A 24582-nucleotide genomic window follows, 5' to 3' on the forward strand; every position below is an offset into this window, starting at 1 on the left:
CCAGTATTTCCCTAAAGGCGGGGCAGGTGGCTGCCGAAGGACGAGAGCTGCCAGAACAGCAGCAGGAGTGCGGCGGGGGCCACGAAACGCAGGGTCCAGCGCCAGGTCGCCAGGACGATCGGCCGGTGCGGCAACTCCTGCGCCGCGATGTGGGCCGGAACCACCCAGCCTGCGAACACCGCGATCATCAGTCCGGAAAGGGGCAGCAGGATATTGATCGAGGTGTGTTCCAGCAGGTGGTAAAGCGTTGGCAGTTCGCGCCCAAGTAGCGTGATATCGATTTGTGCCCATTCCGCCCCGCTGAAGGAAAAAATGGTGATCAGGCTGCAGGCCCCGATGCTCAGCGTGGCCGTAAGGGACGCCCACCAGTGCCCAAGCCCGAAACGTTCGTGGAGCAGGTGCACGAAGACCTGAACGCCGGTGATCATCGTGCCGAAGGCGGCAAGGCCCAGCATGACGAAGAACAGCACGGTCAGGAGCGCGCCGGCCGGGATCGCGCTGAGCGCCAGGGGCAGGGCTTCGAACATCAGGGCGGGGCCGGCCGTGGGATCGAGATCGAAGGCGAATACAACGGGAAAGATCGCGAGCCCCGCGGTCAGGGCAATCAGTGTGTCCGCGATTGCGATGCCGGTGGCGGTGCCGCCGATCGAGATCTCCTGTGGCAGGTAGGCCCCGAACATCATCAGCACGCCGGCCGCGAGGGTCATGGTAAAGAAGGCATGGCCGACGGCGATCAGCAGGCTGCGCGGCTCCAGTGCCGCGAAATCGGGCCAAAACATGAAGGCGGCCGCGCTGCGGACGTCGCCGATCCACAGGCCGCTGGCCATTGCCAGCAACAACAGCGCGAACAGAAGGGGCATCAGGACGCTGACGCTGCGTTCCAGGCCGCCGCGCAGCCCCAGGCCGAGGATCAGAAAGGTGGCACCGATCCCGAAGGCAGTCCACGACAGCATTCCGCTGGCCGAGGTGGTGGTGGCCATGAAGACCGCCCGTACCTGTTCGCCATCGGCCTGGGAAAAGGCCCCGGCCGCCGCCTGCGGGATGTAGGAAAACACCCACCCCGCCACCACCACATAAAAGCCCATGATCACGAATGACGCTAGGATCCCGATCCAGCCCACCATCTGCCAGCCATCGTGCGCCCGGCTCTCGCGGGCTATGGCCAGCGCTGCATAGCCCGGTGACCGGCGCCCGCGCCGGCCGATCATGACCTCGGCCATCATGACCGGGATACCGATTACGGCAATCGCCGCGAGGTAGACCAGCAGGAACGCACCCCCGCCGTTCTCGCCCAGGATATAGGGGAACTTCCAGATGTTGCCCAGCCCGACGGCCGAGGCAGTGGCGGCCAGCACGAAGGCATAGCCGTGCCGCCAGCGGATGCGGGTGGCGGTGATATCCATGCCGCGCGGGCCCGGTCAGGTGATGACGTCGGGTTTCTCGCGGCGGGTCAGGCCGGGGATGTCGCCGAGCCGGGAGGCGGCCTCGATCAGCGGACGCAGCAGTTCCTGCGGGTCGGCATCGAGGTGTTCCGGATGGGTCTCGTGCTGCTCGATGTACAGGCGCAGCGTGGCGCCCTCGGTGCCGGTGCCGGACAGCCGGAAGACGATGCGGGCACCGCTCTCGAACAGCACGCGCAGGCCCTGGTGCTCGGTCAGGCTGTTGTCCACCGGGTCGCGGTAGGCGAAGTCGTCCGCGCGCGCCACGCGCATGCCGGCCAGGGATTGCCCCGGCAGCACCGAGAGCTGTTCGCGGATGCGTGCCATCACCTGTTCGGCGCGGTCGCTCTCCACGGCCTCGTAGTCGTGCCGGGTGTAGTAATGGCGTCCGTACTGGCGCCAGTGATCGCGCACGATCTCCTCCACCGACTGGCGCCGGGCCGCCAGCAGGTTGAGCCAGAACAGCACGGCCCACAGGCCGTCCTTTTCCCGCACGTGGTCGGAACTGGTGCCGAAACTTTCCTCGCCGCACAGCCGGATGCGTCCGTCGTCCAGCAGGTTGCCGAAGAATTTCCAGCCGGTCGGGGTCTCGAAGCAGGGGAGGTCCAGCTTTTTGGCGACCACGTCTACGGCCTGACTGGTAGGCATGCTGCGCGCCACGCCCTTCAGGCCGTCGGCAAATGCCGGGATGTGGTGGGCGTTGGCCGCCATGATCGCGAGGCTGTCCGAGGGCGTGACGAAGAAATGCCGGCCGAGGATCATATTGCGGTCGCCGTCACCGTCCGAGGCGGCGCCAAAATCCGGGGCATCGCGGCCGTACAGGGCCTCGCGCAGCTCGCGCGCGTGCGACAGGTTCGGGTCCGGGTGGCGGCCGCCAAAGTCGGCCAGCGGCTCGGCGCGCAGGATGGTCTCGGCCGGGGACCCCAGGCGGTTGACCAGGATCTCCTCGGCATACGGGCCGGTCACGGCATGCATGGCATCGAAGCGCATGCGGAAGTGATCGGAGCGCAGGAGTTCGCCGATGCGCTCGAAGTCGAACAGGGTGGCCATGTAATCGGCATAGGTCCCGACCGGGTCGACCACCTCGACGGCCATGTCGCCCAGCTGTCCCGCATGCAGGTGATCGATGTCCACGTGCTCGGTGCCATTGGCGATGCGGTAGTGCTGGATGCGAGTGCTCTGCTCGAAGATGGCGTCGGTCACTGAGGGCGGGGCGGGGCCGCCATTGGCGGTGTTGAGCTTGACCCCGAAATCGCCCTCCGGGCCTCCCGGGTTGTGCGAGGCGGACAGGATCAGGGCGCCCGTGGCCCCGCGCGAGCGGATGAGGTGCGATGCGGCCGGGGTCGACAGCAGTCCGGCGTGCCCCACGGCGACCTTCTTCACACCGTTGGCCAGGGCCATGCGCAGGATCACCTGGATCGCCTCGCGGTTGTGGAAGCGCCCGTCGCCACCCAGGAGCAGTTCGCCGTCCTTCAGGTCGGGACAGGCGTCGAAGATGCTCTGGATGTAGTTCTCGAGGTAGTGCGGCTGGCGGAACTGGCGGACGCGCTTGCGCAGGCCGGAGGTGCCGGGCTTCTGGTCGGAAAAGGGCCGGGTGGTGACGACGCTTATGTCCATGGGGTCGCGGATCCTTGTTGGTCGATTCGAAGGTACCAAAAACCCCGGGGGGTGTCCCGCCTGGCACTACTGGCGCTCGCGGCGAAGCCGCCCTGGCCTGTTAGACTGCGCGACATGTTGCTGGAGCGTCAGACCCCGTCCCACCTGGAACCCAGGCCCGAGAGCTTCGCGGCACTGATGGAGATGTACGAGGAGAACTACCTCGCGCTGCGCCGTCTGTGTCCCGAACTCGAGCGGCAGCCGGTGCGTTCGGTCTCGCGGGTGGCGGGCGCACTGGACCTGTACCTGGAGGTGCTGGAGCGCACCCGCTATACCACCACGCTGCACCTCACCTACCGGTTCGATCATCAGGGCGAACGCCGCGAGCAGCCAGACATGCGCGTGCGCCTGTTCCATGACGCGCGCCAGGCCGAGGTCCTGGAGCTGTACTGCCGGACCATCGGGGACGGTGCCGTCCCGGAGATGCTGAGCGGCCACCCGGGCCTGGTCTGCCGCTGGCGGCACAACCGGTTCCTGTACAAGTGGCTGCGCTACTGCCTGCGCCAGGGGCACCGCTTCCTGGCGGATACCGAGTCGCAGGTGGCCGCGGTCGAGTAGGTCGGGGAGGCGGTTGTGGTTGCGGCCTACTGACAGGCCACGGGCCGGGGCGCGATCGCGTCGTTTTCCAGCAGGCGGTGCAGCGGGGCGGGCTGACCGAACAGGAAGCCCTGCATCATCGGGCACTCCAGCTTGCGCAGGTAATCGCGGTGGGCGTCGGTCTCCACCCCCTCGGCCACGATATTCATGTTCAGTCCGCGCGCCATGGAGATGATCGCGTTGACGATGCAGGCCTCGTCCTCGCGGCAGATGGTCTGCGTGAAGCTGCGATCGATCTTGAGGGTATGGATCGGCAGCTTCTGCAGGTAGCTGAGGGACGAGTAGCCGGTGCCGAAGTCGTCCACCGCGATCTGCACGCCGGCGGCCCCCAGCCGGTTCAGTTTGTGCACCGTGTCCGGGGTGTCGCTCATCAGCAGGTTCTCGGTGATCTCCACCTCCAGCAGATCGGGCGGGAAGCCGGCCTCGCCCAGGATGCCCAGGAAGTCCTCGACGAAATCGTCGCGCTCCACCAGTACGGGGGAGAGGTTCACGGCCAAATGCAGTTCCGGATAGCCCGCCTGCATGTGCTGCTGCACCTCGCGAATGGCGGTGCGCAGGGTCAGGCGGTCGAGATCCACGATCAGGCGGGTGTCCTCGGCGACCGGGATGAACTCGGCCGGGCCCAGCAGCCCCAGTTGCGGGTGGTCCCAGCGGATCAGCGCCTCGACGCCGACCATTTGCCCGGTTTCCGTGTCGACCTGAGGCTGATAGAGGATATGGAACTCGTCGCGCTCCAGGGCGCGGCGCATGTCCTGTTCCAGCTGCAGCCGGCGCGGGGGGTGGCCGCCCATGTCCGGGCTGTACACGCGCACCCCGGTCTTGCCGGTACTCTTTTCGCGGTACATCGCGATGTCCGCGTTCTTGATCAGGGCCTCGAGGTTGTCGCCGGCATCCGGGTAGATTGCGATGCCGATGCTGGCGCCGACGAACAGTTCGTGGTCGCCGATCTGGAACGGGGCCTGCAGGCTCTCCAGGATCTTCTCGGCCACCTGGATCGCGGCCTCGCTGCTGGCCAGGCCCGGGATCAGCAGGGTGAACTCGTCGCCGCCGAAGCGCGACAGCGTGTCCCCCTTGCGGATGCAGCCCTGCAGGCGCTGCGCCACGCCCTGCAGCAGGCGGTCGCCGACCGTGTGCCCGAGCGAGTCGTTGATCACCTTGAAGCGGTTCAGGTCGATAAACAGCACGGCCAGTTGCGTGCCGGAGCGATGGGCGTGGGAAATAGCCACATCCACGCGGTCGCGGAACAGTGCGCGGTTGGGCAGGCGGGTGAGCAGGTCGTGGTAGGCCTGGAAGTTGATGAAGGCCTCGGATTCCTTGCGCTCGGTGATGTCGCGGGCGGTGCCGTAGGTCAGCGCCTCATGCCGGCCATCGGCGTTTTCGTCCCCGGCCCCGTTGGGCCACACCGCGACCTCGAAGAAGTGCCGGGTGTGGGACGGGCGCGCCGGTTTCAGGGCGAGTTCGACGGAGCGGATATGGGCCTGGCGGCGGGTGGCCTGTTCGAAGAAATACGCGGCCTTGTCGCGGTCCTCGGGTTCGACCAGGTCCAGGATGGAGGACTCGAGCAGGTCCTGACGGGCATAGCCCAGCAGTTCGTGGACGCGCGAGTTCACGAAACGGAAGCGGTGTTCCGCATCCAGCACGAACACGATGTCGGGTGAATTGTTCACGATCATGCGGTGCAGGCGCTCGGATTTCTCCAGACGCGCGCGCATGGCGCGGTTGGCGTCTTCCAGCGCCTTGTGCTGCAGCGCGTTGCGTACGGTCGCCAGCAGTTCGGCCGGTTCGTAGGGTTTTTTCAGATAGTCGTGCGCGCCCTCGCGCAGGGCCCCGGCGACGTCCTCCACGGTGCTGTTGCCACTTACCACCACGGTCAGGGTTTCCAGGCCGGCGGCCTGCATGAAGCGCAGAACATCGAGACCGTCGAGTTCCGGCATGGCGAGATCGAGCAGCAGCAGGTCATAGTGCTTTTCGCGCAGGGCCTCGATGGCGGCGCCGCCACCCGGGGCGGTGCGTACGGGATAGCCTTCCAGACTCAGCAGGCCCCGCAGGCTTTCGAGCAGGCCGGGATCGTCATCGGCGATCAGGATGCGGACGGACTGCGGGTCGATCGGCGTGTCGCGGTCGCTCATCAAGGCCTCAGGGCGTCATGGTTGCGTCATCCCTGATGCGTCCGCTGTCCCCTGTGTGACCAGGGGCAGGGTGATTTCGAAGCGCGTCCCGGCGCTTGTGCTGGTAAAGGTGAAGCCCGCACCGATCTCCTCGGTCAGGCGCTTGACGATGCTGAGCCCCAGGCCGGCATGCCCCGGCCCCTTGCTGGACGCCACCGGCGCAAACGCGGCGGCCTGGACCGCCGGTGGCAGGCCGGGTCCCTTGTCGGTGACCGACAAGGGCACTACGCGGCGGCCGTTGACCGTGGTCGGGGCGCGGGTGGCGATACTGATCTCGCCACCGTTCTCCTGCGCCTCCGCGGCGTTCTTCAGCAGGTTCGTCAGGATCTGGCGCAGGTGATCCGCCGACACGGACAGCGGCGGGTCCGAGGGGCTGAGGTCCAGATGGAGCTGGATGCCCCGGGTCCGGCACAGGGATCCGTCGACGATGTCCGCGACCTGGCGCACCAGTGCGTTCAGCGAGCCCGGTCCGGTCTCTCCGGTCGCGGCGGCCTCCGGATCGCGCAGGCGCAGCAGGATGCGCCCGACCCGGTCGATCTCGTCCTTGATGAGGCCCAGCTCGTGGCGGGCCTCGTGCTCCGCGCCCAGCTTGTGGTGCAGCACGCCCAGGTAGTTCTGGATGATGCTGAGCGGGTTGCCGGCCTCGTGCACGGTCTCGCGGATGCGCTGTTCGGTATCGTCGGTGTCTCGGGGCTCGGGGCGGGGCTGCGTCAGGGCGCGCGCGATCTCGCGGGTCAGGGAGCGGATGAAGTCGCTGCGGGGTTCCAGGCCCTCCGCCTGGCCGTGCGTCAGCCCGAGGATCAGCACGCCGGCGGGCTGCTGACCCTCGGCCAGCAGCGGAAAGCTCCACAGGCGTTCCGCCTCGCACAGGCGGAACAGCTGCTGGTCGATCACCGGGAGGCCGGCGGCGTTTTCCTCCTCGTGACGCAGGATCTCGCGGTCCAGCAGGGTGTCGGTGACCAGGCTGCGCCCGGGCAGCAGCGGCAGGGTGAAATCGGGTGTCTCGTCATCCTCCACCCAGGCGGAGACCGACTGCTGGTCTTCGTCGACCAGGAACAGCAGGCTCTGGCTCACGCCCAGGGTCAGAAACAGGGTGCGCCGTGCGGCCAGGCAGCGGTCCTGCAACCGGGTCGCGCGGGCCATCTCTGCGTTGATCCGTTCCAGTTCGGTGAGGTCCCGGACCCGTGAGCCGAGGGCGCGTTCGGCCGCCCGGTCGGCCGATTCCGCCGCGTCTGCTGCCTCGGGACCCGGCACGGGGGCGTCAAGATCAATCTCCAGCGAGCCGGCGATGCGCCGGACATCTTCGGCCACCCGTTCGCGCAGCGCCCGTGCCAGACCCTCGTTCAGGCCGAACAGCGTGTCGGCGGCGGCCAGCGCCGTTTCGTTGCAGGTGGCCTCGGTGCTGGCCGCGAGGGTGGCCGGAAGGCAGGCCATGGCATGTGCCAGGTTCACCAGCTTCACCAGGTGGTGGGCATCACGCACGCGTTCGGCCGGCTCCAGGTGGTAGCGCACGGCATCGGCCACGAAACGGCCGAGGCCCCAGGTCTCCAGGCAGTCGCCGCCCAGCTCGCCGTAGTGGCACCCGAAGCTGTCGCGTTCGAGGGCCACCAGGTGCGGGTCATCCTCCGCCGCCTGCAGCAGGGGCCAGTAGTGGCCCTCGTCTCCGGCCAGCCGGATCAGGCGGCCGATGTCGATCAGCAACCCGGCCAGGTAGGCCTCTTCCGGGCGGGGGTAGCGGGTCAGGGTCGCGAGGACCTGGGCGAGGCTGGCGGTGGTCAGGGCGCGGCGCCAGACTACGCGCAGGTAGCCGCGATGCCGGGGTGCGAATTCGCCGAACAGCTGCTGGATCGCCGCGGTGAGGGCCAGGCTGCGCACCGTGTCCAGGCCCAGGCTGAACAGGGCGCGGTCGATGGTGCGGCAGGGCGAGCCGCGGTAGTAGAAGGGGGAGTTGGCGGCCTGCAGCAGGCGGCCGGACATCCCGGCGTCCTGCAGGATGGCGCGGGCGAGGGACTGGAAATCGGCTTCATCTGCCTGGGTGGCATCGAGAACGGGGATCAGCGCCTGGGGCAGGCTGGGTAATGCGTCCGTTGCCGTGTTGACCCTCGCCATGCTGTTCCCCGGAGACGCTGTAGCCGACCCGCCGTCTCAGTTGCCCGAACCGCGAACCCGGTGTTGGCACCGTGTGGCGCCTGCGCGCCGGGCCGCTCTTGATAACCGACTATACTGTGCGGTATTCGGACACGCTACCGGACGGGGTAGACCGGCCGTGAGTTCGCCGTCATCCTTTACCGATCAGGGTTTCCTCAATCCATGCCGATGAGTGCCATGCAGGGAGCCGCAATGTCCGATCGCAGTGCCTCGGCGGATTCCCGATCCGCAGCGGTGGCGCGGCCACGGGTCCTGGCCGTGGCCAGTGGCAAGGGTGGCGTGGGCAAGTCCAGCCTCGCGGTGAACCTCGGGATTACCCTGGCGCGCCGGGGGCGGCGGGTGTGCATCCTCGACGGCGACACCGGGCTGGCCAACGTCAACATCCTGCTGGGGCTGCGTCCGCAACGGGGGCTGCCCGAGGTGCTGGCCGGGGAATGCGGCATCGAGGAGATCCTCCTGGAAGGGCCCCATGGCCTGCGGATCATCCCGGGCGCCAGTGGCATCCGCGAGTACGCCGAGCTCTCCGAGGCCCACCAGCAGCGCCTGGTCACGGAGCTGGCGCGCATCGAATCGGATTTCGACGACCTGTTGCTGGACACCGCCGCCGGCATCGGCGACACCACGCTGGACTTCCTCGCGGCCAGCCATCAGGTCCTGCTGGTGCTCACCCCGGAGCCGACCTCCCTGACGGACGCCTTCTCCCTGCTGAAACTCGCCTTGCGCCGGCAGGCGCTGGATGTACGGGTGGTCGTCAACATGGTCGCGGACGTTGCCGAGGCGCGCAGCGTGTTCCAGCGCTTCGGCAACGCGGTGGAAAAATACCTGCATACGCGGGTCGATTTCCTGGGTTTCGTCCAGCGCGACGAGAGTCTGCGTACGGCGGTCACCCTGCAGCACCCGGTCGCGCTGTTTGCCGAGGGCGATCCGTCGTTCCGCCCGTTTCAGCGCTTGGCCAACGCGCTGGACGACGACCCGCCGCAGGGGCCCGACGCGGCCTTCAGCCGCTTCTGGCGCGGGCGGCTCGAGGGGTCTCCACCCGCTCCCCGATCCACTGCCGGTTCCGCCGGGGATCACGGATTCGAAGCCACGGCCCCGCCGGCAACGGCGGTCCAGGAACCTGTGGATTCCCCGGCCGGCGAGACGCCCCCGCCGGAGGTGGATGCCGACCAGGGCCTGGCCCCGTTACGCCGGGCCTTCGAGAACGCGCTGGAGGTGGCGGACCCGGAAGCCCTGGCCGAGGTCCTGAACACCCTGCACGAGCAGTACCGGGCGCGCACGGGGCGACCGGCCATCAAGGGGGGTGCGCCTTCGGTCGATGCGCCGTCGGAAGAGGCGGCCAGCCCCGAGGTTGCGGAGGATGTCGCGCTGGGTGAGGCGCTGGGCCCCGCCGATCCGCCGAGGCCGGCGGCCCCTGCGGAGCGGGATGCCGTTCCGGCTGCCGATACGCGGACGTCCGACCCGCCACCGGACTTCGGCTGGCGTGCTGCGGACCCGGACCCGGGTATCCCGGGGCGGCAGCGGACATCCCGTGCCCCGGGCTTTGATCACGAGCGGTTCGGATCCCAGGAAGCGCTGCTTGCGCGGCTACGCGAACTGGAGGGCCGGGACGTAGACCTGGCGGCGTTTCTGCGCCGCCTGTGAAGGGCGCGACGGGCGCCTATCGGGGGCCCAGCAGCAGCCAGGCGATCAGCCCCAGAAGCGGCAGGAACAGCAGGATCAGGATCCACAGCAACTTGACGACCGGGCCGGCGGGGCTTTGCGCGGTGCGCACGATCGCCCAGATGACGATCAGCAGCCAGACGAGGCCCAGAATGCCGGTAACTTCGATGCCCATGGGATGCTCCTTGCGGGTTGGATGCGTGGCCCGACCGGAACGCACGCCCTGTTTGAAGGCAGGAGCAGGTCTCTCCTGTTCGGGTCCCTGATAACACGGGCTTGTGCGGGTGCCAACTCGGGCGGCGAAAAATGTGCCGGGCGCCGCGAACCGATACCCTGTGCCGCAACCGTCATTGAACGCCCCGGAAGGAGGCCCATGAAGATCTGGGTGGATGCGGACGCCTGTCCCGCTGTGATCAAGGAAATCCTGTTTCGCGCGGCGAAGCGGACCGGGACACCGATGACCCTGGTGGCCAACCAGCCGATGCGTACGCCGCCGTCCAAGCTGATCGACTCCATCCAGGTGGGTGCCGGGTTCGACGTGGCCGACAACGAGATTGTCCGGCGCCTCGCGGCGGGCGACCTGGTGATCACCGCCGACATCCCGCTGGCCGCGGAGGTGATCGAGAAGGGCGGCCAGGCGCTCAATCCACGCGGCGAGCTCTATACCCGCGACAACATCCGCGAGCGCCTCAGCATGCGCGATTTCATGGACACCCTGCGCGGGAGCGGCGTGGATACCGGCGGTCCCGCGGCCCTGGGCCCGCGCGACCGCCAGGCCTTCGGCAACGCCCTGGACCGCTGGCTCGCCCAGCACGCCCGCTAACGCCCGGCGCGCCGCAGGGCCTAAACCCGCAGTTGCCGGATCAGTCTGAGGGTCTCCTCCGCCAGCTCCACCCAGTCTTCCGGTGGAGCGAGGTGTCGCCGTTCGCGCGAGTCCAGTGACCCTGTGGTCTCAGGGCCGGCGCTCGGCCGGGACCGGGCCATTCGCGAGGGCGAGCGGGAGCGGTTCTGATATGCCGGATTCATGCGTTTGAGCGTCCCTGTCGGGTGCGTGTGTGGGTCGTCATTCGTTGGTAACGGCAGCCAACCGTCTCGCTTGAGCCTGTTATTCGCGGGTGAATCGGCACGGAGGATGCCCCTTTGGTTAGGCTGTGCGGGTCGGGACGCAATACGCGCTGCGAGTGGAGCCGGGAGAAACGATCGTGTGGAAGGGGATGAAGGCCCTGATTCTGGGGTTGGTAGCGTCAGCCTTGTTGGTAGCCTGCGGTGGCGAGCGCGTGGCGCCGGTAACGCTGGAGCAGCTGGCGGCGTCGGCTCCGGCGTTCGACGGCGAGCTGGTGGAAACCGAGGGAGTGGTGAACCGCTTCGACGATCCCGAGCATTACTGGCTCGAGGACGACGCCATCAACCGGGTGGCGGTCACCCCCGGTTCGGCGGTCCGCGACCACCTGGGCGAGAACCTGCGCGTAGTCGGGCGCTTTTCCTATCACCCGGAAGAAGGGCGGCGGATCGAGATTGACCCGGCCGCCACTGCGGCCCTGCGTGCATCCGCCCGTTGAACGAATCTGCTGCCTGAACCCCGGGTTTTGCCAAGGGAGACGCAATGACACATTGGATTGATGTAGCCCCGGTCGGGACGATCGAGGATGGAGACCATCGCCTGGTGGAGACGGCGGATACCGAGGTCGCCATCTTCAACCTCGGCGGCGAGTATTTCGCGGTGGAGAATCTCTGTACCCACGAGGATGTACCCATCGCCGACGGCGAGATCGACCCCGACGACTGCATTACCTGTCCGATGCACGATGCCCAGTTCTGTCTGCGCACCGGCGAGGTCATGGAGCCGCCGGCGGAAGAGCCGCTGACCCGGTTCCCCGTGCGCATCGAAGGCGACATGGTCCAGGTGGGCGCGCAGCCACTGGACGACTGAATCGGGCTAGGGGAACACTGATCAATGTACACACTCGCGTTGGTACCCCAGGTTTTCCGAGACAAGGCGCGGCGTTGCGGTTCCCTTGTGCAGAGTGACTGCACGGCAGTCACCGCGCTTTAAACGCAGGCAAAAGCGACTCGAGCGCGAGCGTGCACATTGATCAGTGTTTCCCCTCGGGTTGAGTCGGAAGCTGCCCCGGATGCTCTGCTTTTGCCGCGCCTGTACACTATTGGGTGCCTCACGTTGAACTTACGGGGGCAATCGCGCGGCTAGACGAGGGCACCCAAGCAATGGCAGGCACGGAGCAGAAAGGCCGGGAAGGCCCGGGGGCCGATCCAGCGAAGCTTTGGTCGGGACTGGCTGGATTGTCGGATGCGCAGCGCCAGCAACTGGCGCGTGGCATCGTTCCACGAGTGGCGGACCACCTCGACCGCTTCCTGGAGGCGATCGCCCGGGACTGGACCGCCGGCGGCAAGGATTCCGAAAGCAGCGAGTGGGCCAACCAGCTTCAGGGCTATCAGTTCGTGCTGCGCCGCCAGTTCGAGGAGGCCCTGGAACGGGACTTCCTGGCCACGACCTATCCCCCGAAGTACGAATTCTCCGGTTCCAGCTACGCGGGCGACAACTCCGGGTTGCAGATCCTGGACGATTACCAGTCCACCCGCCGCTCCCTGCGGCACAAGCTGGAAGGGCTTGTCCGCGAGCACAATCGCTATTCCTGGTTCGTCTTCCTGCAGGCGGCGCGCGAGGAGGATCGCTTCGAGCACCCCGGCTGGGCGCCGTGGTCGCCGCTGAACTGGTACGAGCGCCTGATCGAGACCGCCGAGGCCCAGTTCGGCCGTACCGACATGACCCTCGATCTGATGCGCGGGTATGTGCGCTGCCTGGGCAGCACCGCCGCGCCGACCCTGGCCTTCGTGGTCGAGACGGTGGAGTCCTGTGGGCTGGTCCGCGAGCCGGTTTCCGAGGAACCGGATGGCGATCTGGACCGGCCGGCGGCTCGCGCGAGCTGGGGCGCCGCCAGCGCCGAACCGGCCCCCGACGGCGCGGCGGCGCCCGCGACCGAGGCGGACGAGGCGGCCACTTCGGAAGCCGGCGCTGGCGTGGGCGTGGCGGCCCGCGCGCCGATGCCCGCGGCGGATGCGGCCCCGGAGGCCTGGCAGCAATGGGCGGCGTCCTCCGGCTGGCTGCTGGCCGCCGGCGGGGCGGGTATGGGCCCGGCGGCGGGCGCCGGTGGCTCGGCGGTCGAGGCCCCCCTGGAGGACGTCATCACGGGTGTGCTGGCGGGCGTGTTCGCCGAGGTGTCGCGCCAGCTCGAGTGCCATCCCGAGTTCCGCGCGATCATGCTGAAGCTGCAACCGCTGCTCGCGCGCGTGGTCAGCCGCGATCTCGAATTCTTCCACGACTCCGCCCACCCGCTGCGTGAATGGGTGGGCAGCCTGATCAACACCGGTGTGCGCATCAGCCCCGACAACGGCGCGGAGGATGCCGCGCTGGTCAAAGGCTATCTCGACGCGATGCGCCAGAGCGTCGAACGCCTGGAAAAGGAGGTCGATGTCCTCGATCGCGCCGGCGCACAGGCCCTGCGCGAGGAATGGGATACGGCCCGGGCGGAGCAGGACGCGCACTGGCAGGCGCAGGCGGACGCACTTGCCGAGCCGATGTGCGAGAAGGAACGCGCCGCCCGCGCCCGACGCACCCTGACTGTATGCGTGCTGGAAACCGGTGCCGAGCTGCCGGAGCGCGCCGCCGAGCAGATCGCCGAGGCCTGGGAAGACCTCCTGGCCGTGGACGAGGCGGCCGTGCAGGTCCTGGACGCCGAGGTTCAGGAGGTGGTGCGGGCGATCTGCAACGGGGTCACCCCGCAGGAAGTCAATCCGCTGGTGCAGAAGATCGTCGCCACCGCCCGCGAGCATGGCGCCGACGAGGCGCGCATCAAGGCGGTGGTGCAGCACCTCGGGCAGGCGCACCTGCAGCGTATCCGTGCCGCGGCCGACGAGCCGCGCTTCGACCCGCAGGCACGCATCCAGGCGCGTCGCGCCACGCGCCTGGAGGACGACGACCCGGATCTGCTGACCGATCTCGACGACCCCTGGGTCTTCGATGCCAGCCGGATGCGCACCGGCGAGTGGTTCGAACTGGTCGACAAGGCCAGCGGGCAGCTGCACCGCATGGGCCTCGTGTGGCGCGGCGAGGCCACGCGCGGCTATCTCTTCCTGTCGCTCGACCAGGGCGCCAGCCGCCGCCATTCCCTGCAGGGCGTCGCGCAGGAGCTGCGCGAGGGCCGCATGCGCCCGCTGCCGACCGACAACCCGCTGGATGCGCTACTGGGCTGATTCGGATCCCGCCTCTCACGAGGTCAAGGGCGTTTGGCACCACGAAGCGCACGAAGGCACGAAGAAGGGCAAGGGCGGTTTACAGGAAGGTTTGAAGGTTGGAAGGGATGATGGGCTGGAGGGCCTGGGGCTCGCAGGGTTTCGGCGAGTCGCCTTGCCCCGGAAGGCTTGCCTCCGAGATGAGTGATGCCGGAAGAATCGATCCGGCCGTTGTTATTCCTTCCAGCGTCCTTCCCTACTTCCTGTAACCCGGCTTTTGCAGTTCTCTGTGCCCTCCGCGCTCTCTGTGGTGAAAAATGCCTTAGGAGACACTGATTGAATCGCACGTCCGCGTTGGTGCCCCCCAGTTGTTCGAGACAAACGTTCCGAGACAAGGCGCGTCGTGCAGCGGGTAGTGGTTCTACCCGCAAGCGGCGCAACGCAGGATCGGGGAACAGGGGGCACCAACCCCACAAGCCATTGAAAGCAGGGGCTCGGCCGCCCGTTGTTATCAAAAACGGGCGCGCGCACAGCGTTGCGGTTCCCTTGTGCAGAATGACTGCACGGCAGTCACCGCGCCTTGTTCGCACGCAAAAGCGACTCGAGCGCGGACGTGCGATTCAATCAGCGTCTCCTTAGGCGTTGCCCCGGGGGTCGGGCAGGCGCACGCGCAGGTGGGTTGCGCCGATTACGGCGGCCGGGACCAGCAGCAGGTTCACCACCGGCACCATCGCCAGCAGCGTGGTGCCGGCCCCGAAGCTGAGCGTCTCCAGCCGGTGGGCGCGCAGGGTCTGGCGGACCGCCGCAAACTCCAGGCCGTCGTTCGCCAGCGGGGCTTCCATGAATTCGACGGCCAGGACCCAGCTGCCGAACAGGAACCACGCCAGTCCGGCCAGCAGGTTCAGCCCGGGGATCACCGTGATCACCAGGACCGGGATGAACAGCAGGGCGTAGTACCCGGTTTTGCGCAGCGCGGTGATGCTCGCGTGACCCATCTCGCCGAGAAACGAGCGCGCCGGCTGGCGCGGTTCGTGGCCCAGGCCGCGGGCGGTACGGTAGGCCAGCGGGCCGGAGAACGGGCTGGCGATGATCGCGGCCAGGGCTACTGCCGATACCGCAAAGGCCACCAGCAGCGCCAGGGCGAACAACGGCCATAGCAGCCAGGCCAGCCAGTCCCAGCCACTCGGGAGCCACGCGGCCAGCAGCGCCTCGAAGCCAAGTGCGGCCGCCGCCGCAAGCCCGATCACCACCACGATGTTGATGATCAGGGGCCCGATCACCAGGCCCCGCAGGCCCGGCTCGAATACGCGCGAAAGCCCGCGAAAGGGTGCCAGGAACGCGAACAGCGGGGTCAGGCGGAGCGAACGGGCCGGCACGGTGGGCTCAGCGGCGCACCCCGAAGATCGCCAGCACCAGCCCAACGACGGACATCACGCCGCCCGCGATCAGGTACCAGCGCGTCTCGTCCGTGTAGCGACCCATGAATTCCTGGTGCAGCTCCTCGCCCAGGCTTTCGGTCGCGTTATAGCCCATCACCAGCAGAATGATCCCGCCCACCAGCAAGGCAATCCCGAGAACTCGCGTCCAGTGCATGTCGTATCCCTTTGTTGTGGTGTTCCCTTCGGAATGTAGCATCGATCACCACCATTAGGCCCTGCCCCTGGATTTCCTGTAGGAGGCCAGCCCTCTGGCCGATGGGATGCTGGTGATGCCCCCCATCGGCCAGAGGGCTGGCCTCCTACATGGGTCTTGTCGGCACAGGAGACGGTCAGTCCGTGAAGCCGGGCTCCAGACCCACGCCGATGCGCGCGAGGCGGGCGGCTCCGCGCGCCGCGTCGTCATCCGCGGCCGGGGTGACCGGGCATTCGAGGATGCGGTTGCGGATGCGGGTCCATACGGGGTTTCGGGCGCCGCCGCCGAGCGAGACCACGTGCTCCACGCGCGGGGCGCCCAGTTCGGTCAGGCGGCGGTAGCCGTCGCGCTCGATGCGGGCGATCCCCTCGAACAGCCCTTGCAAGAAGCGCGCGTCGTCATCGGGGCGGGGGGCGAGACGCGGCTCCAGTTCGGGATCGTTGACCGGGAAGCGCTCGCCGGTTCGGGGCAGGGGCCGGTAGTCCAGCCCGCTGTCGCTCTCCGGGTCGATGGTATCGCTCAGTCGGCCCAGCGCCGCGTCGTCGAAGTACTGGCGCAGTACGGCGCCGCCGCTGTTGGAGGCGCCGCCGACCAGCCAGCGTCCCAGCAAGCGGTGGCTGTAGATGCCCAGTTCCGGGGCGTAGATCGGCTCCGGCGCCAACTGCTTGAGCACCAGCGTAGAGCCCAGGCTGGTGACCCCGGTGGTGTCATCGGCGACACCGGAGGCGAGAAATCCGGCGATGCTGTCGGTGGTGCCGGCCACCACCCGGCAGGCCGGGTTCAGGTGCAGTGCCTCCGCCACCTGCGGGTCCACTGGGCCCAGCACGGTGCCGGCGGGGACCACCTCCGGCAGCAGGGTGGCGTCGGTCCCGAGGGTCTCCTGCAGCCAGTTCGGCCATCCCCCCCACAGGGCGTCGTAGCCCAGTTTCAGGGCGTTGTTTTCGTCCATGTGGTCGAAGCGCCCGCGCAGGCGCCCGGCGATCCAGTCGGCCTGATGCAGGACGCGGCGCACGCCCGAGAGCCCCTCGTGGCGACGCAACCACAGCAGCTTCGCGGCCGAGGAACTGGGGCTGTGCACGGCGGAAGCGGCCGGGGCCACCCCGGCCAGCACGGGCAGCATGTCGGTGGCCCGGGCATCGTTGTACATAAGAGCCGGGTGGGTCGGGCGTCCATCGGCGTCCAGGCGCAGCAGGGTCGCCGAGGTCCCGTCCACCGCGATCGCCGCCGGCTGGCCGTTCAGATGCGTAGCGGCCTCGCGCAGCAGCTCGCGCACATGGGACCACCAAAGGGCCGGGTTCTGCTCCGCCCGCTGCTCCTCGCCACCGACCGAGGCCGGCAGCGCCCGCTGCGCGGCATGGATCCGCTCGCCCGCCGGGTCCAGCAGCACGAGCCGGATCCCGGAGGTGCCGAGGTCGATGCCGATGGCGTGCATCGCGCGCGAGCTCAGCCGTTCATGTCGAGCGGGCTGCGCGTGGGCGAGGGCAGTTGCACCGGCTCCGGCGGGGTCCAGCCGGGCTTGCGGTGTTCCGCCACCACGGTGGTATAGACGCCACCGCGCACGTTGAAGTACGAGGTCAGGCGCATGTAGCGCGGGTCGGTCGCCGCCACCAGATCGGCCAGGATGCGGTTGGTCACGGCCTCGTGGAAGGCCCCCTCATCCCGGTAGGACCACATGTAGTTCTTCAGCGACTTCAGCTCCACGCATTTCTGGTCCGCCACATACTGGATGTGCAGCTCGGCGAAGTCCGGTTGTCCGGTCGCGGGGCACAGGCAGGTGAATTCCGGTACGCGGATATAGATCGCAAAGTCGTTCTCCGGCGCCGGATTGTCGAAGGTCTCCAGGGTCTTGCTCGGCTGGCTGGGCATCTACGTCTCTCGTCGTTGAATGGATGGCCCCTGCGTGTGACAGCCCCCTGTGGGAGCCTGCTCGCAGGCGAAGCCCCTGCCAAAGCCGGGCACGTGCAGGGCTTCGCCTGCAAGCAGGCTCCTACAGCGGGACAGGTGCCAGGTGCTCGGGGGCGGGTCACTCTGAGGGTGTAAGCGTGTACCATTCTAACCCCGAGTTCCCTGACCGCGGATAGCGCCGAACGTGCGACTCGCCCGAATCAAGCTGGCCGGCTTCAAGTCGTTCGTGGACCCGACCACCCTCGTCCTGCCCGGCAATCGGGTGGGCGTGGTCGGGCCGAACGGCTGTGGCAAGTCCAACACCATCGACGCGGTGCGCTGGGTGATGGGAGAATCCTCGGCCAAGCACCTGCGCGGGGACTCCAGCGAGGACGTGATCTTCAACGGCTCCTCCAGCCGCAAGCCGGTGGGGCAGGCCTCCATCGAGCTCGTCTTCGACAACTCCGACGGCCGCCTGGGCGGCGAGTACAGCGGCTATGGCGAGATCGCCGTCAAACGCGCGCTGACCCGCGACGGCCAGTCCAAGTACTTCCTCAACGGCCAGCGTGCGCGCAAGCGCGACGTGGTAGACCTGTTCCTAGGCACGGGCCTGGGGCCGCGCAGCTACGCCATCATCGAGCAGGGCATGATCGCGCGCCTGATCGAGGCGCGGCCGGAGGAGCTGCGCGTGTACCTGGAGGAGGCGGCCGGCATCTCCAAATACAAGGAGCGCCGGCGCGAGACCGAGAACCGCGTACGCCACACCCGCGAGAACCTCGAGCGCCTGGACGACGTGCGCGACGAGGTGGCCAAGCAGGCCGAGCGCCTGAATCGCCAGGCCGCCACCGCCGAGCGCTACCAGGCCCTGGCGGCCGAACGCCGGCAAAAGCGCGCCGAGGCCATCCTCCTGCGCCTGCAGGCGCAGGAACGCGAGATGGAGGCCAGCCGCACCCGGCTCAACGATGCCGAGACCGCACTGGCCCAGGCCCAGGCCGAGGCTCAGAAGGCGCAGACCGGCACCGAACAGGCGCGCCAGGAGCGCCTCGAGCTGGAGGCCGCCACCACCCAGGCGCAGAGTGCCTACTACGATCGCGCCGCCGAGGTCTCGCGGCTGGAGCAGTCCATTCGCCATGCCGAGGACGAACTAGCGCGCGAACAGGCCGAGCTGCGCCAGCTGGACAGCCGCATCGAGGCCGCCGCCGGCGAGCATCAGGCGGTGCAGGCGCGCATCGCGCAGGCCGAGCAGGAGAGCGCGCAACGCCAGGCGGCTACCGCCAGCGCCGAGGCCGAGCGCGAGCGTCTGGAGGCGGCCGCGGAACAGGCCGAGACCGAATACCAGGCCGCGCGCGAGGCCCTCACCGAATGGGAACGCTCGCTGGCGGAGCCGCGCCAGAACGCGCAGCTCGCGCGTTCGCGCATGGACAACGCCGAGCACCTGCTCAAGCGCGTCGCCCAGCGGCGGGAACGCCTTGAGGCAGAGCGTTCGGCCCTGCCACAAACCCACCCGGGTACCGAGGCCGATCGCCTGGATACGGAACTGGGCGGCCTGCGCGAGCGGCTGCAGGCCCTGCAGGGCGATCGCGAACAGCAGCAGAGTGCGCTGACCGAACTGGAACAGGCCCAGCGCGAGGAGCAGGACCGCCTGCACGCCACCGAACGCGAGGCGCGCGAGGTCGCCGGGCGTCTGGCGGGGCTGGAGCACTTTGCCGGCGAGGACGACCCGCAGGAGACCCGCGCCCGGCGCGACGCCTGGGCGCGCGAACACGGGCTGGATCTGTCGCGCCCGCTGGTGCGGCAGCTGGAGGTGGCCGAGGGCTGGGATACAGCCGTGGAGATGGTCCTGGGGGCCTGGCTGGAGGCCGCCGTGACCGCCACTCCGGAAGCCGCGCCGGACCTGCCCGACGCCATGCTGCGCCTGGTCGGTACCGACGTGCCGCAGGGCGCGCAGGCGCCGGCCGGCAGCCTGGCCGCCCGCGTGCAGGGCTCGCCGGTGGTCACCGCCTGGCTGGCCGCGGTGCACTGCGCGGACGATCTCGCAACCGCCCGCGCCCGGGTGGCGACGCTGGGTCCGGGCGAGAGCGTGATCACCCCGGATGGAACCTGGCTGGGGCCGGGCTGGGTCGCGCATCGCACGCTGGAGGGCGGGGCCAGCGGCGCGGTCGCGCGGGTGCGTCTGGCGCGCGAGCTGCAGGAGCGTCAGGAGGAGCTCGCGACCGATGTGAACCGCCTGCAGGCTGCGCTGGAAGAGCGCAACGAGACCATCACAACCACCCGCGCCCGGCGCGAGGCGCTGGACGGGCAGATCCGCGAGCAGCAGGCCCAGATCGACGACCGCGAGCGCCGCGTGCAGCGCCTGCGCGACCAGGCCCGGCAGCTCGAGCAGCAGCAGGAACGCATCGACCGCGAGGCGGGCGAGCTGGACGAGGAGGCCGCGCGTGCCCGCGAGCAGTTCACGGCCGCGGAGGCCGAGCGCAACGAGGCGCTGGCGCGCATCGAGACCCTGGAGGCCGACCGCGCCGCGCTGGAGGCACGCGTCGAGGCCGCCCGCGGCGCACAGTCCGAGGCCCGGGATGCGCTGCGCGCGGCGCGCGACGCGGCCAACCAGGCGCGCATGTCCGAACAGGAGGCGCGCCACCGCCTGGAGCGCGAACACAACGAGCGCGACCGCCTGGAGCGCCAGCGCGAGGACGATGCCCAGCGCCGCGAGCGCCTCGCACAGGGGCTGCACGAGCGCCAGGGCCCGCTGGAGCAGTGGCGCGCGGACCTGCAGACCGCCGCGGAGCAGCGCCAGGAGGCCGAGGCACGCCTGACCCGGGCGCGCGCCGACCTGGAGGCCTGCGACGCGCGGCTGCGCGAACTGGCCGGTGCCAGCACCGAGCTCGGCAATCGCGTGGAGGCGCAGCGCTCGACCTGCGAGGAACTGCGCCTGGACCTGCGCGAGCGCTCGGTGCAGATCGAGCAACTGAAGACCCAGTTCCAGGAATCCGGCTTTGCCGCCGAGGCCCTTGCGCCCGAGCTACCGGAGGACGCCACCGTCCCGGCCTGGGAGCAGGCGATTGGCGAACTGGACCGCAAGATCGAAAAGCTGGGGCCGATCAACCTGGCAGCCATCGACGAGGCACGCAGCCTGGAGGAACGCTCGCGCTACCTGGAAGAACAGCACGCCGACCTGATCGAGGCACTGGAGACCCTGGAGGCGGCGATGCACCGCATCGACCGCGAGACGCGCGCGCTGTTCAAGCAGACCTTCGACCAGGTGAATGCCGGGTTGGGGCACAAGTTCCAGCGCCTGTTCGGCGGCGGCGAGGCGCGCCTGGAGATGACCGGGGACGACCTGCTGGATACCGGCGTGACCATCATGGCGCGCCCGCCTGGCAAGCGGCTGTCCACTATCCATCTGATGTCCGGAGGTGAGAAGGCGCTCACGGCTTCGGCATTGGTGTTCGCGATTTTCGAGCTGAATCCGGCGCCCTTCTGCATGCTGGACGAGGTGGACGCCCCGCTGGACGAGGCCAACGTCGGTCGGTTCTGTGATCTGCTGCGCGAGATGTCGGAGCAGATCCAGTTCATCTTCATCACGCACAACAAGGCGACCATGGCCATGGCCGAGCAGCTGATTGGCGTTACCATGCACGAGCCGGGCGTGTCGCGCCTGGTCAGCGTCGATATCGACGAGGCCGTGGAGCTGGCGGAGGCCTGAACGAACCGCCCCGTCATTGCGAGCGAAGCGAAGCAATCTCCGGGGGCTTCGCAGCGTGTTCTAGCGGGCTTTGGGCCCCGGTAGCCCACGGCACAAAACAGCAACACAACGAGGTACTGCGTGGATTGGATGCGCATCAGTCTGGTCATACTGGGGATTGTCCTGATCGCGGGGATCTGGCTTGGCCATCGCCTGCGCACGCGCGCGGCAGCGCGCGACGAGGAGGACGATGCCGCAGACTGGGGCGACGAGGCCGTGCATATCCGCGCCAGTGAGCAGCCGGGGCAGAAGCGCTGGTTCGAGCCGGCTGAGCCCGGCGGCGTTTCCGAGCCGGAGGCGGGCTGGGGGGATCCGTTGGATACCGGCAGCGTTCGCACCGGCGGGGCGCGCGAGCCCGCATTCGAGGAACCGCGCATCCCCGGCGCGTCCCGCGAGGATCGCCACGAGCCCCACCTGGGCGTGACCGCCAGCGACGACGAACCCGACCTGGAGCCCGATTACGGACGCCGGGGCGACCGCGCCCAGGATATCTACGGCGTGCTGGACAGCGACGAGGAGCCCACGCCGCCCCCGCCGCACGGTGCCTTCGAGCCGTCGCCGGAGGACCGCCCGTTGCACACCCGGCGCAAGGGCCGCGCGAGCGCGCCGGTGGAGCGTGTGCGGGCGGCGCTCGGCGGCATGGGCGCCCGCCTGCGCGCCGGCATGGAGCGTGTGCGGCCGGAACGGCTCAAGCCCGCACGCGCCGACGACACCCTGGGCGAGCACCTGCACCCGGACCACGAGGTGGACCCGGACCTGATCGAGAAGCCGGCACCGGATATGGAGACCCTGGGCGAGTATGTCTCCGAGCCGCGCGTGGTCGGGCGCAATCCGAAGGCCGAGCGCCGCGCGACCGACGAGAAGATCCTGCTGCTGCACGTGGTGGCCCCGCGCAACAAGCCGTTCACCGGCGTGGCCCTGGGCGCGGCCATGCAGCGCGCCGGCATGACCCCCGGCGAGATGGACATCTACCACTTCCAGGAACCGGAGACGGACAACCGTGTGCCGCTGTTCTCCGCCGCCAATATGGTGCCGCCGGGCACCCTGCGCGAGGAGGACCTGGCGGACATGATGACACCCGGCGTCACGCTGTTCACCCAGGTGCATCGCAGTGCCGAGCCGCAGCGGGCCTTCGAGGCGCTGCTGGAGCATGCCCACGTGCTGGCGCGCGACCTGGGCGGCAGCATCCTGGACGCGCAGCAGTCCACCGCGACCAACCAGACCCTGGCCTACATGCGCGAGGACCTGAACGACTGGTTGCGCCGCCATCGCCCGGACGTGCTGCGCCGGCGCAGCACGCGATGAGCCCGTCGGGTACGCCGGCCGGGCAGAATTCGGCGGCTGCCGCGGCGCGCGTGGACGCGCTGCGCCGGCAGATCGAGCACCACAACTACCGCTACTACGTACTCGACGATCCCGAAGTCTCGGACGCCGAGTTCGACACGCTGATGCGCGAACTCGAGCAGCTCGAGGCGGAGCACCCCGAGCTCGTGACCCCCGACTCGCCTACCCAGCGCGTCGGGGCCGCGCCGGCCGAGGGCTTCGCCACGGTGCGGCACCGTCTGCCGATGCTGTCGCTGGCCAATGGCTTCGAGGCGGAAGAGATCCGCGACTTCGACCGCCGCGTGCGCGAACGCCTGGCAAAGCAGACCGGCGACCCGGCACGCCTTGAGGCCGCCGTCACCTATATGGCCGAGCCCAAACTGGACGGGCTCGCCATCAGCCTGATCTACGAGAATGGGCGTCTGGTCCAGGCCGCCACCCGCGGAGACGGCGAGACCGGCGAGGACGTGACCGCCAACGTGCGCACCGTTCGTCCGATCCCGCTGCACCTGGGCGACCGCTTCACCGACGACGCCCCGCAGGTGCTGGAGGTGCGCGGCGAGGTGTTCATGCGCCGCGCCGACTTCGAACGCCTGAACGCCGGCCTGGAGGCCGACGGCCAGCGCGGATTCATGAACCCGCGTAACGCCGCCGCCGGCAGCCTGCGCCAGCTGGACCCGCAGGTGACCGCGCGCCGGCCGCTCAGCTTTTTCGCCTACTCCGTGGGATTCGTCGAGGGCGGGACCCTGCCGGACACCCAGTCCGGCACGCTGGACTGGCTGCGGGAGCTCGGCTTCCCGGCCTGCCCGGAGCGGGAGGTGCTGGAGGGTGTGGAGGCCTGTCTCGACTACTACGAACGGCTCGCCGCCCGGCGCGCGGGGCTGGACTACGAGATTGACGGCATCGTGTACAAGGTGGATGCCCTGGCCGACCAGCAGGCGCTGGGCTTCGTCTCGCGCGCGCCGCGCTGGGCCATCGCCCACAAGTTCCCGGCGGAGGAACGCACCACCACGCTGCGCAATGTCGAGTTCCGCGTGGGTCGCACCGGCGCGCTGACGCCGGTGGCGCGCCTGGAGCCGGTGCTGGTGGGCGGCGTGATGGTCAGTAACGCCACCCTGCACAACATGGACGAGATCGCGCGCAAGGATGTGCGTATCGGCGACCGCGTGATCGTGCGCCGCGCCGGCGACGTGATCCCCGAGGTGGTCGGCCGCGCCGGCGGCGAACGGCCGGCGGACACACGCGCGATCGAGATGCCGGCAACCTGCCCGGAGTGCGACTCGCACATCGAACGCCCGGAGGGCGAGGCCGTGGCCCGCTGCACCGGCGGGCTGGTCTGCCCCGCACAGCGGCGCGAGGCGCTGAAGCACTTCGTCTCGCGCCGCGCGATGGACATCGAAGGCTTCGGCGAAAAGATCATCGAGCAACTTGCCGACGGCGGCATCGTGCAAAGCCCGGCGGATCTGTTCGCGCTGGATGCCGAGCGCTTGGAGGCGCTGGAGCGGGTAGGGCCCAAGCTCGCGGCCAACCTCGTCAACGCCCTGGAACAGGCGCGCGAGACGACGCTTGCGCGCTTCATCTTCGCCCTCGGCATCCGCGAGGTGGGCGAGGTCACCGCCCGCAACCTGGCCACGTACTACGGCAATCTCGACGCCCTCAAGCAGGCCGATGCCGAGGCCCTGCAGGAGGTCCCGGACGTCGGCCCCATCGTCGCCGAGCACATCGCCAACTTCTTCGCCGAGCCGCACAACCGCGACGTGATCCAGGCCCTGCGCGACGCCGGCGTCCACTGGCCCGATCCGCCCCGGCCACAAGCGGCAGAGTCGGGCGACGCGGCCCCGCTGGCCGGCAACACCTACGTCCTCACCGGCAGCTTCGACACCATGACCCGCGACGAAGCCAAGGCCGCCCTCGAGGCCCGCGGCGCCAAGGTCACCGGCTCCGTCTCCAAAAAGACCACCGCCGTCATCGCCGGCGCCGACCCCGGCTCCAAGGTCACCAAGGCCGAATCCCTCGACATCCCCATCCTCGGCCCCGACGACCTCGCCCAGCTCCTCGCTTGATGAGATCTCGTGTGGGGTTGGGTTTG

18 protein-coding genes are annotated in these 24582 nt (G+C 69.1%); 9 read left to right on the top strand and 9 right to left on the bottom strand.

The window, feature by feature from the left end:
- Positions 1-11: 11 nt before the first annotated feature.
- Positions 12-1403, bottom strand: a complete 1392-nt coding sequence (locus tag D106_RS0101015) for a sodium-dependent transporter (RefSeq protein WP_018878917.1) — start codon at positions 1401-1403, stop codon at positions 12-14.
- Between the two features lie 15 nt (positions 1404-1418).
- Positions 1419-3056, bottom strand: coding sequence for an alpha-D-glucose phosphate-specific phosphoglucomutase (locus D106_RS0101020; RefSeq protein ID WP_018878918.1), 1638 nt, complete (start codon positions 3054-3056; stop codon positions 1419-1421).
- A gap of 114 nt (positions 3057-3170) precedes the next feature.
- On the opposite strand from D106_RS0101020, the gene D106_RS0101025 reads away from it, so the two are divergent.
- Positions 3171-3653: a DUF1249 domain-containing protein gene (locus tag D106_RS0101025; RefSeq protein ID WP_018878919.1), complete on the top strand. Its 483-nt coding sequence runs from the start codon at positions 3171-3173 to the stop codon at positions 3651-3653.
- 26 nt (positions 3654-3679) lie between these two features.
- On the opposite strand, the gene D106_RS0101030 is transcribed toward D106_RS0101025, so the two are convergent.
- Positions 3680-5821 (bottom strand): EAL domain-containing protein, encoded by a 2142-nt coding sequence (locus tag D106_RS0101030; RefSeq protein ID WP_018878920.1) that lies wholly within the window; start codon positions 5819-5821, stop codon positions 3680-3682.
- A gap of 15 nt (positions 5822-5836) precedes the next feature.
- The gene (locus D106_RS0101035; protein WP_018878921.1) at positions 5837-7969 is read right to left on the bottom strand and encodes an HDOD domain-containing protein; all 2133 of its coding nucleotides are present in this window, start codon (positions 7967-7969) and stop codon (positions 5837-5839) included.
- A gap of 231 nt (positions 7970-8200) precedes the next feature.
- On the opposite strand from D106_RS0101035, the gene D106_RS0101040 reads away from it, so the two are divergent.
- The gene (locus D106_RS0101040) at positions 8201-9649 is read left to right on the top strand and encodes a MinD/ParA family protein (protein ID WP_018878922.1); all 1449 of its coding nucleotides are present in this window, start codon (positions 8201-8203) and stop codon (positions 9647-9649) included.
- 16 nt (positions 9650-9665) lie between these two features.
- Here the strand turns inward: D106_RS0101040 and D106_RS14475 are convergent, their stop codons facing one another.
- Positions 9666-9842 carry a PLDc N-terminal domain-containing protein gene (locus D106_RS14475; protein ID WP_018878923.1) on the bottom strand — a complete coding sequence of 59 codons (177 nt, stop codon included), beginning with the start codon at positions 9840-9842 and terminating at the stop codon, positions 9666-9668.
- A 198-nt stretch (positions 9843-10040) separates the two neighbouring features.
- On the opposite strand from D106_RS14475, the gene D106_RS0101050 reads away from it, so the two are divergent.
- The 4 genes from D106_RS0101050 to D106_RS0101065 all read left to right on the top strand — a co-directional run bounded on the left by D106_RS0101050 (position 10041) and on the right by D106_RS0101065 (position 13936).
- On the top strand, positions 10041-10490 hold the full coding sequence (locus D106_RS0101050; protein ID WP_018866806.1) for a YaiI/YqxD family protein: 450 nt from the start codon (positions 10041-10043) through the stop codon (positions 10488-10490).
- Positions 10491-10881: 391 nt separating this feature from the next.
- Positions 10882-11226 carry a hypothetical protein gene (locus tag D106_RS0101055; RefSeq protein ID WP_018878348.1) on the top strand — a complete coding sequence of 115 codons (345 nt, stop codon included), beginning with the start codon at positions 10882-10884 and terminating at the stop codon, positions 11224-11226.
- Between the two features lie 44 nt (positions 11227-11270).
- Positions 11271-11597 (top strand): non-heme iron oxygenase ferredoxin subunit, encoded by a 327-nt coding sequence (locus D106_RS0101060; protein ID WP_018875713.1) that lies wholly within the window; start codon positions 11271-11273, stop codon positions 11595-11597.
- A 368-nt stretch (positions 11598-11965) separates the two neighbouring features.
- Positions 11966-13936: a DUF1631 family protein gene (locus tag D106_RS0101065; RefSeq protein WP_018878924.1), complete on the top strand. Its 1971-nt coding sequence runs from the start codon at positions 11966-11968 to the stop codon at positions 13934-13936.
- A 614-nt stretch (positions 13937-14550) separates the two neighbouring features.
- On the opposite strand, the gene cysZ is transcribed toward D106_RS0101065, so the two are convergent.
- The 4 genes from cysZ to queF all read right to left on the bottom strand — a co-directional run bounded on the left by cysZ (position 14551) and on the right by queF (position 17413).
- A complete protein-coding gene (gene cysZ, locus D106_RS0101070) occupies positions 14551-15291 on the bottom strand; it encodes a sulfate transporter CysZ (RefSeq protein WP_018875711.1) in 741 nt (246 codons plus the stop codon).
- Positions 15292-15298: 7 nt separating this feature from the next.
- Complete coding sequence (locus D106_RS0101075) at positions 15299-15508, bottom strand: DUF3185 family protein (protein WP_018875710.1); 210 nt, start codon at positions 15506-15508, stop codon at positions 15299-15301.
- Between the two features lie 175 nt (positions 15509-15683).
- The gene (locus D106_RS0101080; RefSeq protein ID WP_018878926.1) at positions 15684-16979 is read right to left on the bottom strand and encodes an FGGY-family carbohydrate kinase; all 1296 of its coding nucleotides are present in this window, start codon (positions 16977-16979) and stop codon (positions 15684-15686) included.
- Between the two features lie 11 nt (positions 16980-16990).
- Complete coding sequence (queF, locus tag D106_RS0101085) at positions 16991-17413, bottom strand: preQ(1) synthase (protein ID WP_018878344.1); 423 nt, start codon at positions 17411-17413, stop codon at positions 16991-16993.
- A 223-nt stretch (positions 17414-17636) separates the two neighbouring features.
- On the opposite strand from queF, the gene smc reads away from it, so the two are divergent.
- The 3 genes from smc to ligA all read left to right on the top strand — a co-directional run bounded on the left by smc (position 17637) and on the right by ligA (position 24556).
- A complete protein-coding gene (smc, locus tag D106_RS0101090; RefSeq protein ID WP_018878927.1) occupies positions 17637-21131 on the top strand; it encodes a chromosome segregation protein SMC in 3495 nt (1164 codons plus the stop codon).
- A 129-nt stretch (positions 21132-21260) separates the two neighbouring features.
- A complete protein-coding gene (locus D106_RS0101095) occupies positions 21261-22475 on the top strand; it encodes a cell division protein ZipA C-terminal FtsZ-binding domain-containing protein (RefSeq protein ID WP_018878928.1) in 1215 nt (404 codons plus the stop codon).
- Positions 22472-24556, top strand: a complete 2085-nt coding sequence (ligA, locus tag D106_RS0101100) for an NAD-dependent DNA ligase LigA (protein WP_018878929.1) — start codon at positions 22472-22474, stop codon at positions 24554-24556. The genes D106_RS0101095 and ligA overlap by 4 nt, the downstream gene beginning before the upstream one ends.
- Positions 24557-24582: the final 26 nt, after the last annotated feature.

Source organism: Thioalkalivibrio sp. ALE9 (assembly GCF_000377445.1).
Lineage (GTDB): Bacteria > Pseudomonadota > Gammaproteobacteria > Ectothiorhodospirales > Ectothiorhodospiraceae > Thioalkalivibrio.